Consider the following 1,933-nt stretch of genomic DNA (forward strand, 5'->3'; position numbering starts at 1 on the left):
GTCGCTACATAGCGGCGCAGGATGAGAGCGGCAAGCTGGTGGCCGACCGCGAAGGCCGGCCGATCCCCTACCGCGACATCTGATCCCCGATCGGGGCCACGGAAGGATGCGGTCGACGGCCCGTGCCGTCGGCGAATAGTCTAGGTGCTGGCCGGTTCACCCTTGGTGAGAGGCCGGCCGGAGGTGGAGCAGGAAGCGGGCCGCCGGTGCAGCTCCAGGCGATGCCGGTAGCTGTGCCAGTAGCTGTGGATGCGTCTGCAGGTTGGGCTGGGGGAAGAAGAGGCGGTGGATCGCGGGCTGCACCAGCTCCGCGCCTGGCTTGCCTGGCAGCAGGCCGCAGGCGCCGTCGATCTGGTCGGTGACCCGGCCGAACGCAGCCTTGCCCTCCCCTCGACCGCCTCGCCCCTGCCGGAAGCCGCCGAACCTGCCGGCCTGCGTCCTCTGGCCGACCTCCTGCCGGGGATGCCGGCACAGGCGATCGCACCGCCCGCCCGCCGCCCCGAGACGGGCGACGTCGCCGCTGCCCGCCGCCTCGCCCTGGCTTGCCCCGACCTCACCGCCCTGGAAGCCGCGCTCGCCGGCTTCGAAGGATGTGCGCTGCGGCGCACTGCCACCCGGCTGTGCTTTGCCGACGGCAATCCCATGAGCCCGCTCGTGCTGGTCGGCGAGGCACCCGGGGCCGAGGAAGACCGGCAGGGCAAGCCGTTCGTCGGCCCGTCCGGCCGCCTCCTGGACCGGATGCTGGCGACGATCGGCCTGGACCGCTCCCGCTTCTGGATCACCAACTGCCTGTTCTGGCGGCCACCCGGCAACCGCACCCCCTCGCCGCAGGAGGTGGCGGTCTGCCAGCCCTTCCTGGAGCGGGCGCTGGAACTGGTGCAGCCGAAGATCGTGCTGTTCGTGGGAGGCACTGCCGCGCGCACCCTGCTCGGGCTGGAAGCCGGTGTGACCCGGCTGCGCGGCACGCTGCGCAACTGGCACCCCGACTGGTCGCCAGCGCCGATCGGGACCCTCGTGACCTTCCATCCCGCCTATCTCCTGCGCAACCCGGCCCAGAAGAAGCTGGTCTGGCGGGACCTTCTGCAGCTCAGCCAGCGTCTGGACGCAATCTCGGGCCAGGGTGGCCCGGAGGGGAGGCCGCACTAGCTCACCGCAAACGGGTGGACCAGCGCGTCCGGCCAGCGGGGCCGGGCGGCACGACAGGGGGGAAATCCCATGGCGCTCGAACGACCACCCGGTCGCGCCTGGTCGGTGCGATCGTGGCTCGCTTCCAACCTCTTCACCGGCATGCTCCTGGCGGGCATCCCGCTCGCCACACCGGCATTGGCCGATGATGTCGCGATACCGGATGCGCCGGCGGCGGCCGCGCAGCAGGGTGATGTCCAGTTGGCCCGGCTGAGCCCGGGCTTCCTTCGGGAAATGCCGGACAGGACCGTGCTGCCGCGCCCGCTGTCGGCCAGCGACGCGGACATGTACCGGCGCCTGTTTGCCCTGCAGGCGGAGGAGCGCTACGACATGGTCGACCGGCTGCTCCGGCTGGTCGACAACCGGATGCTGCAGGGCCACCTCCTGGCCGAGCGCTATCTCGATCACCGCGACTACAAGGCCAGCTTCGAGGAACTGGCCGAGTGGCTGGTGCGCTATGGCGATCAGCCGCGCGCGGAGCAGATCTACGCACTCGCAGCCAAGCGCCGCCCGGCCGACGCTGTGCTGCCCAAGCCATACGCCGCCCCCGCCATGGCCCAGGCCCAGCCCCGGCTGGTCGAGGACGGTGCCAGCTATGTCAGCAGTCTGGAGCGGCCGAAATCGGTGGCGCGCAAGGTCGCCAAGTGGCGGCGGCACATCCCGGAGCTGATCCGCAACGGCAAGCTGGACGAGGCCCGGGCGGAGCTGGCTCGGGCGGACGTGCTGCCGCTCCTGGATGCGGCGGAGT

The 1,933-nt window shown here is 71.5% G+C and carries 1 protein-coding gene and 1 pseudogene; both read left to right on the plus strand.

Translation table 11 applies throughout. The features are described from left to right. Positions 1-249 precede the first annotated feature (249 nt). Positions 250-1,146, plus strand: a complete 897-nt coding sequence (locus EQG76_RS30190) for a uracil-DNA glycosylase (protein ID WP_159718938.1) — start codon at positions 250-252, stop codon at positions 1,144-1,146. Positions 1,147-1,215: 69 nt separating this feature from the next. Then, a pseudogene (locus tag EQG76_RS30195) lies at positions 1,216-1,933 on the plus strand (hypothetical protein); the annotation flags it as partial.

The sequence above is a fragment of the Geminicoccus flavidas genome (genome assembly GCF_009806515.1).
GTDB classification, from domain to species: domain Bacteria; phylum Pseudomonadota; class Alphaproteobacteria; order Geminicoccales; family Geminicoccaceae; genus Geminicoccus; species Geminicoccus flavidus.